Genomic DNA, 6,501 nt, shown 5'->3' with positions numbered 1-6,501 from the left:
CCGACCAGGACGGCCGCGTAGGCGGCGCCGGAGGCGTGCGCGTCGGCGTACCGGCGCCGCTCCAGGGCGGCGGCGAGCGCGCCGAAACCCGCCACGGGGTGGCCGCGCGCGGGGTCGCCGAACAGCGCGTCCGCGAGGCCGCCCAGCAGCAGGCCGGCGGGCCGGACCCAGGTCCGGGCCGGCACTACTCCCCGACGGCGCGGCCGAGCTGCAGCCCGTGGATGCGCTGCGCGTCGTCGGCGATGCGGGCCAGCGAGCACGGCCAGCGCTCCCCCGCCCCGCTGACGCTGCGGCACGCGCGGCAGCGGCCCATGCGATCGGGCACGTGCTCGGCCAGCAGCCGGCGCCACACCTCCGGCATGCCGGCCATCAGCTCGGCCATCGACCCGCTGGTCGGATCCTCCGGTTGACCCACTTCTTCCCCTCACTGCTCCGTACTCGACCCGACCACATGTTGAGTCGCTTTCGGTGTCGGCACGGTTACTCCGAGGCGCCTAGAGGGTGAACTCCCCGTTCGGCGTCGCGGACGCGTCCGCATGCAGCTCGGCCTCTCGGCCGCGCAGCTCAACTCTCCTGATCTTGCCCGAGATGGTCTTGGGCAGCGGACCGAACTCCAGGCGCCGGATCCGCTTGTAGGGAGCCAGGTTGTCCTTGGCGAACTCCAGGATGGAGCGCGCCGTCTGCTCGTCGGGCTCGTGGCCCGCCGCGAGTACAACGTACGCCTTGGGTACGGCGAGCCTGACGGGGTCCGGCGATGGCACGACGGCCGCCTCGGCCACCGCCGGGTGCTCTATCAGCACACTCTCCAGTTCGAAGGGACTGATGCGGTAGTCGGACGCCTTGAAGACGTCGTCCGCGCGACCCACGTACGTGATGTAGCCCTCATCGTCGCGCGATCCGACGTCGCCGGTGTGGTAGAAGCCACCCGCCATCGCCTCGGCGTTGCGCTCCTCGTCGCCGTGGTAGCCGACCATCAGCCCGAGCGGGCGCCGGGACAGGTCGATGCAGATCTCGCCCTCGGCGGCGGGCTCCCCCGTCGCCGGATCGATCAGCTCGATCGGGTAGCCGGGGATCGGCCGTCCCATCGAGCCCGGCTTGACCGCCTGGCCCGGCGGGTTGCCGATCTGCACGGTCGACTCGGTCTGCCCGAAGCCGTCGCGGATGCGCACGCCCCACGCCTTCTCGACCTGCTCGATGACCTCCGGGTTGAGCGGCTCGCCCGCCCCGACGACCTTGGCCGGCGGGTTCGCCAGCCCGGACAGGTCGGCCTGGATGAGCATCCGCCACACCGTCGGCGGGGCGCAGAAGCTCGTCACCCCGCAGCGGTCGAGCACGCCGAGCACCGACTCCGCGTCGAACCGGGCGTAGTTCATGACGAGCACGCAGGACTCGGCGATCCAGGGCGCGAAGACGTTGCTCCAGGCGTGCTTGGCCCAGCCCGGCGAGGAGATGTTGAGGTGCACGTCGCCGGGCTGCAGGCCGATCCAGTACACCGTCGACAGGTGCCCGACCGGGTACGAGGCGTGGGTGTGCTCGACGAGCTTGGGCTTGGCGGTCGTGCCGGAGGTGAAGTAGAGCAGCAGCGTGTCGCTGCCGCGGGTGGTGCCGTCCGGGGTGAACGCGTCGGACTCCGCGTCGGCGTCGGAGTAGGCGTGCCAGCCCTGCGGGGCGCCCCGCACGGCGATGCGCGTGTAGTCGCCCTCGACGCCGTCGAACTTGCCGGCGTCGGCCGCCCCCACCACGACGTGCCCGGCGTTGCCGCGGTCGAGGCGGTCGCGCAGGTCGGACGCGGTGAGCAGGGTGGTCGCCGGGATGACCACGGCGCCGAGCTTCATCGCCGCCAGCAGCGTCTCCCACAGCTCGACCTGGTTGCCGAGCATGAGGATGATCCGGTCGCCGCGGGCGACCCCCCGGGCGCGCAGCCAGTTGGCGACCTTGTTGGACCGCGCCGAGAGCTCGGCGAACGTCCAGTGGGCGTCGGAGCCGTCGCCCTCCACGATCCACAGGGCCCGCGCGGCACCGCGCTGCGGGTCGGCCGCGACGGCGTCGAAGTGGTCCAGGGCCCAGTTGAACTCGTCGATCTCGGGCCAGCGGAAGTCCCGGTACGCCGTGTCGTAGTCCTCACGGTGGGTGAAGAGGAACTCCCGTGCCTCGTAGAAGGCCTGGGCCGACGGGTTCATGGGCTCACCTCTGGATAGCGGCTCTGCTGACCACAGCGCTCGATCCCGACGCCGATCTTCACGCTGGTCCCACCCTAGTGAGCCGGACCGCCGCCGGCGCACCTCCGAACGGACAGGCCTGGCCGCGCGGGGCCGGCCCGCCGGGCACGCACCGTGATCGACGGCCAGGGCCGGCGGCAGGGTGTTGCTCACTTGATCGAGTGAATCCGACCGTTGACGTGCAGCGTTCCGCGCTCGGGCGGCGAATGTCCACGCAGGAGCCCGCCGCACCCGCGACGGCAAGGGAGCGCCACGGGAGCGACCCATGACCAGCGAAGCAGTCCGCCAGGACATGTTCACCGTGCTGCACGGCCAGGCCACCCCGATCGTGACGAGGTGGAGCTACCGGGCCGCCGACCCGTTCGCGGTCACTCTCGCCGTGCGTATCCAGCAGGGTCACTGGATCGAGTGGCTCGTCGCCCGCGACCTCGTCGTGCGGGCGCTGGACGAGGCCACCGGCGAGGGCGACATCCGGATGACCCCGAAGACGGCCTCCGGCTACGACATCGTCGAGATCGAGATCCGCTCGACCGACGGCCGCGCCGTCCTGGAGGTCGACCACGACCTGCTGCACCAGTTCGTGCACGCCACCCTCGGGGTGGTGGCGCTGGGCCAGGAGTCGGCCCACGTCGACATGGACGAGGCCATCGCCCGGCTCATCACCCGCAGCACCGCCGAGTAGACCGGCGGCGCCGGCCCGGATCAGACCGGACCGACGTCGTCGCGCCCCGACGCCGAAGCCGCCGCGCCCGACGCCCCGGTGCTCGCGTCCATGCGCGCCGCCCTGTCCTCCGCGCCCCACGCGCCGTCCCGGGCCGCCTCCCGCTCGGCCCGGTCGGCCAGCGGGTCGTCGGCGACGCTGCGCTCGACCTCCCGGTCGTCCAGCTCGGGCAGGTCGGCCACCGACGGCTCCGACTCGTAGCCCGACACCGGGTCGGTGCTCTCGTGCACCGCGGCCTCCTCGGCCGACGCGGCACCGCCGTCGATGCCGACGTCCACGCCGTCGATGTCGTCCCCGGTCTCCAGGGCCGCGCCCTGGCCCTCGACGGTCAGCCGCCCGGACCGGTCGGGGTCGACCGGCAGCTCCTCGGGCAGCTCGCGCGCCAGCCGCTGGTCCATGGGCTCGCCGTCGGCCATCTCCTGGCCGGTCACCCCGTGTTCCTCGGCCGCGTACGGGCGGTCGGCCGGCACGTAGCCCGCGTCGAGGGGGTCCCCACCGGGCGGGCCGACCAGCTGCTGGTCGTTCTCCAGCTGCACCGACGCACCGAGGTCGGGGGCCTCGGGCTGCTCTTCGTAGTCTCGCTGGGCCATCTCGGGAAAGCACCTCCTGCTCGTCGGCGACGATCGCTCGCCGATCGGGTTGGGAGGTGGTACCCCGGCGCGTCGCCGACCACACGCGTAACGATCCACCGGACGATTCGATGTGCACTCATCCGATCGGACGCCGAGGAGGGCCATGACGCAGCGACCGGCCGCCAGCACCGGGCGCAGACCGCGCGACTCCGCGGCCACCCGGCACGCGCTGCTGACGGCCGCCCGCGAGCTGTTCGCCCAGCACGGCTACGACGCCACCACGGTCCGCGCCGTCGCCGACCGGGCCGGGGTCAACCAGGCCCTGCTGTTCCGCTACTTCGGCAACAAGCGCGGGCTGTTCGCCAACGCCGTGCAGGGCGAGGCCCGGGAGCTGCTGGAGGGGCCGGCCGAGAACCTGCTGGAGCGCAGCCTCGACGCGATGTTGACCGCCGAGGGCGAGCGCTACGGCACCGAGACGCTGCTGGCGGTGCTGCGCGCCGCGACCAGCGAGCAGGTGGGTGCGGAGGTGCGCGAGCAGCTCGCCGCCGCCTACTCCGCCGCGTTCGCCGCCCGGGCCACCACCGACGACCCGCACGACGCCGCGGTGCGCGGCGAGCTGCTGCTGGCCTGGCTGCTCGGGCTCTCGCTGACCCGTTCCGTGCTGGTGGGCGGACCGCTCTCGGACGCCGAGGCCGTCCGCGCGCACGTGCTGCGGGCCGCACGGGCGCTGCTGGAGGGCTGAGCGCCAGGAGACGTCGTCCATCCGCCCGGGAAACCCGCTGCCTCCACGGCGGCCCGGTGGGTTATGAATGCCGGGTGGCCGAGCTGACCGTGCGCCCGACCGTCGAGGGCGACTTCGAGGAGTTCATGGGCGTCTCCTCGACCGCCTTCCTCGACGAGTGGGTCGAGCGCGAGCCGTACACGCGCCGGTCGTTCGCGACGCACCGGTTCCACGTCGCCGTCGACCGGGCCGGGGACGGGTCCGAGGAGCTGGTCGGCACCTGCGGCATCCTCGGTCGGCGAGTCACGTTCCCCGGCGCCGGGCCGACCCCGGTCGCGGCGGTGACGGCGGTGACGGTGAAGCCGGGCCACCGCAGGCGCGGCGCGCTCACCGCCATGATGCGCACCCAGCTGGACGGGCTGCACGAGACCGGGGGCGAGGCCGTCGCCGCGCTGTGGGCGTCCGAGGCGCCGATCTACGGCCGGTTCGGCTACGGCCGGGCCGCGCACTTCCTGTCGCTGGACGTGCCGGCCGACACGGCGTTCCGCACCGGCGTCGACCTCGGCGTCGACCGGGTCCGCCAGCTGCCCCGCGACGAGGCCGAGCCGCTGCTGGCGCCGGTCTACGACCGGGTGTCGGCGCAGAGCCCCGGCTGGCTGGACCGCGACGAGCTGTTCTGGGGGATGGTCCTGGCCGACCTGCCCGAGCGCCGCCAGGGTGCCTCCGAGCTGCGCTTCGCCGTGCACCCCGACGGCTACGCGCTCTTCCGGACCCGGCGCGGCTGGGGCGACCGCGGCCCCGACGGGCGCATCCACGTCCAGGAGGTGGTGGCCGCGACCCCGGTGGCCGCCGCCGCGCTGTGGCGCCACCTTCTCGACTACGACCTGGTCGGCGCGGTCACCGCCGACGTGGCCGTGGACGACCCGGTCACCCAGCTGCTGCACGACCCGCGCCGGGCCGTCGCGACCCACCGCGACTCGCTGTGGGTGCGGCTGGTCGACCTCGACCGCGCCCTCACCCAGCGGCGCTACTCGGGCGACGTCGACGTCGTGCTGGAGGTCTCCGACGGGTTCTGCCCGTGGAACGCGGGGCGCTGGCGGCTCACCGCGCGGGCCGACGGGCCGGCCACCGCGGCCCGCGGCGACGACGACGCCGACCTGCGCCTGGACGTCGCCGATCTGGGCGCGGCCTTCCTGGGCGGCCCGACCCTGGTACAGCTCGCGGCCGCGGGTCGGGTGGTCGAGCTGACCCCGGGTGCGCTGGTCCCGGCGTCGCGGGCGTTCGCCGGCACCCGGGCCCCGCACTGCCCCGAGGTCTTCTGACCCGGTGCCTCAGCGCTCGATGGGGACGCGGACCGAGCGGCGGTCCGCGCTGAGCTGACCGCGCTGCTCGGCCCGCTCGACCATCGCCGACCAGCGCGCCGCCCAGTCCGGGGCGGTGCCGAGCAGCTTGGCCCGCGAGCGCAGCACCGCCAGGTCGAGCCCGGCGCAGTCCTCGCCGACGAGCGCGCCGCTGCCGGTGGTCTGCAGCGCCACCCGGGCGGCGGCGGGCCCCAGCTCGGTGCGCAGGCGCAGCGTGTCCAGGTCGTCGGCGTCCTGCACGACGACCCCGTCCGCGGCCAGGATGACGATCACGGCGCGGTCAGCCCCGCTCGATCACGCCGCGCACGAACGCGGCCTGGCCGGCGTGCTGCAGGTCGTCGGAGATCACGCTGACCAGCCGCACCGCGAGGGTGACCGGCGGGTCCCAGCGCTCGTCGACGACCCGGTCGAGCTCGTCGGCCTCCAGCGTCGCCAGGTAGTCCTGGGTCTGCGCGGTGACGGCGGCGCAGTAGCCGGTGAGCAGTTCGGCGGTCGCACCCACCTGGCCCACCTGCTCCGGGGAGTGGCCGTAGCCGGTGGCGGAGTCCTCGAAGGGCAGGGCGAACCGGGCGGCCCAGCCGTCGGCGGTCCAGACCTGCTCGCGGCCGGCGACCTCGGCGACGTGGTCGTCCTGCACGCGAAGCAGGTGCCACACGAGCCAGGCGATCGAGTTGGCGTCGGCGTCGAGCCGGCGCGCCAACTGCTCCTCCGTCAGCCCCTCGACGGCGGCGCGCACCTCCTCCTGGACCCGGCCGAACGCATCGGCGAGCAGGTCTCTGGGCAGCATGTCAGGCTCCTCCACATCCGGACGGCAACTCGGTCATCCGCGGCCTGTACCCGACCGCGGCCCGCGCGACGCACCGCCTGCTCACAGCTCCGCCCGGCGCGGCAGGGCGGCGATGGCGCC

The 6,501-nt window shown here is 74.1% G+C and carries 8 protein-coding genes and 1 pseudogene; 3 read left to right on the top strand and 6 right to left on the bottom strand.

The window, feature by feature from the left end; genetic code table 11:
- From KIK08_RS36200 to KIK08_RS36190, 3 genes and pseudogenes are all read right to left on the bottom strand, one after another.
- Positions 1 to 185 (bottom strand): annotated as a pseudogene (locus KIK08_RS36200) (cobalamin biosynthesis protein); the annotation flags it as partial.
- On the bottom strand, positions 185 to 415 hold the full coding sequence (locus KIK08_RS36195; RefSeq protein ID WP_214407832.1) for a hypothetical protein: 231 nt from the start codon (positions 413 to 415) through the stop codon (positions 185 to 187). The gene KIK08_RS36195 and the pseudogene KIK08_RS36200, both read right to left, overlap by 1 nt.
- Before the next feature lie 79 nt (positions 416 to 494).
- Positions 495 to 2,180 (bottom strand): AMP-binding protein, encoded by a 1,686-nt coding sequence (locus KIK08_RS36190; RefSeq protein WP_214407831.1) that lies wholly within the window; start codon positions 2,178 to 2,180, stop codon positions 495 to 497.
- A gap of 304 nt (positions 2,181 to 2,484) precedes the next feature.
- Between KIK08_RS36190 and KIK08_RS36185 the strand changes: the two genes are divergently transcribed.
- Positions 2,485 to 2,901 carry an SsgA family sporulation/cell division regulator gene (locus tag KIK08_RS36185; RefSeq protein ID WP_214407830.1) on the top strand — a complete coding sequence of 139 codons (417 nt, stop codon included), beginning with the start codon at positions 2,485 to 2,487 and terminating at the stop codon, positions 2,899 to 2,901.
- A 20-nt stretch (positions 2,902 to 2,921) separates the two neighbouring features.
- Here KIK08_RS36185 and KIK08_RS36180 read toward each other — a convergent pair whose 3' ends face one another.
- A complete protein-coding gene (locus KIK08_RS36180) occupies positions 2,922 to 3,530 on the bottom strand; it encodes a DUF5709 domain-containing protein (RefSeq protein WP_214407829.1) in 609 nt (202 codons plus the stop codon).
- Positions 3,531 to 3,675: 145 nt separating this feature from the next.
- Here KIK08_RS36180 and KIK08_RS36175 point away from each other — a divergent pair, with 145 nt between their 5' ends.
- On the top strand, positions 3,676 to 4,254 hold the full coding sequence (locus KIK08_RS36175) for a TetR/AcrR family transcriptional regulator (RefSeq protein WP_214407828.1): 579 nt from the start codon (positions 3,676 to 3,678) through the stop codon (positions 4,252 to 4,254).
- Between the two features lie 74 nt (positions 4,255 to 4,328).
- A complete protein-coding gene (locus tag KIK08_RS36170) occupies positions 4,329 to 5,555 on the top strand; it encodes a GNAT family N-acetyltransferase (protein WP_214407827.1) in 1,227 nt (408 codons plus the stop codon).
- A gap of 9 nt (positions 5,556 to 5,564) precedes the next feature.
- On the opposite strand, the gene KIK08_RS36165 is transcribed toward KIK08_RS36170, so the two are convergent.
- Positions 5,565 to 5,867 carry a hypothetical protein gene (locus KIK08_RS36165; protein ID WP_214407826.1) on the bottom strand — a complete coding sequence of 101 codons (303 nt, stop codon included), beginning with the start codon at positions 5,865 to 5,867 and terminating at the stop codon, positions 5,565 to 5,567.
- A 7-nt stretch (positions 5,868 to 5,874) separates the two neighbouring features.
- On the bottom strand, positions 5,875 to 6,381 hold the full coding sequence (locus KIK08_RS36160; protein ID WP_214407825.1) for a mycothiol transferase: 507 nt from the start codon (positions 6,379 to 6,381) through the stop codon (positions 5,875 to 5,877).
- Between the last annotated feature and the right edge of the window lie 120 nt (positions 6,382 to 6,501).

It is taken from the genome of Pseudonocardia lacus (assembly GCF_018531445.1).
GTDB lineage: Bacteria > Actinomycetota > Actinomycetes > Mycobacteriales > Pseudonocardiaceae > Pseudonocardia > Pseudonocardia lacus.
Note: the sequence above shows the minus strand (reverse complement) of the source record. Positions and strands in the feature narration are given on the sequence as shown.

What these genes read in the sequence shown, in the direction of transcription:
- KIK08_RS36190 (WP_214407831.1), bottom strand. Translation starts at nt 2,180, where the DNA reads ATGAACCCGTCGGCCCAGGCCTTCTACGAGGCACGGGAGTTCCTCTTC.
- KIK08_RS36185 (WP_214407830.1), top strand. Translation starts at nt 2,485, where the DNA reads ATGACCAGCGAAGCAGTCCGCCAGGACATGTTCACCGTGCTGCACGGC.
- KIK08_RS36180 (WP_214407829.1), bottom strand. Translation starts at nt 3,530, where the DNA reads ATGGCCCAGCGAGACTACGAAGAGCAGCCCGAGGCCCCCGACCTCGGT.
- KIK08_RS36175 (WP_214407828.1), top strand. Translation starts at nt 3,676, where the DNA reads ATGACGCAGCGACCGGCCGCCAGCACCGGGCGCAGACCGCGCGACTCC.
- KIK08_RS36160 (WP_214407825.1), bottom strand. Translation starts at nt 6,381, where the DNA reads ATGCTGCCCAGAGACCTGCTCGCCGATGCGTTCGGCCGGGTCCAGGAG.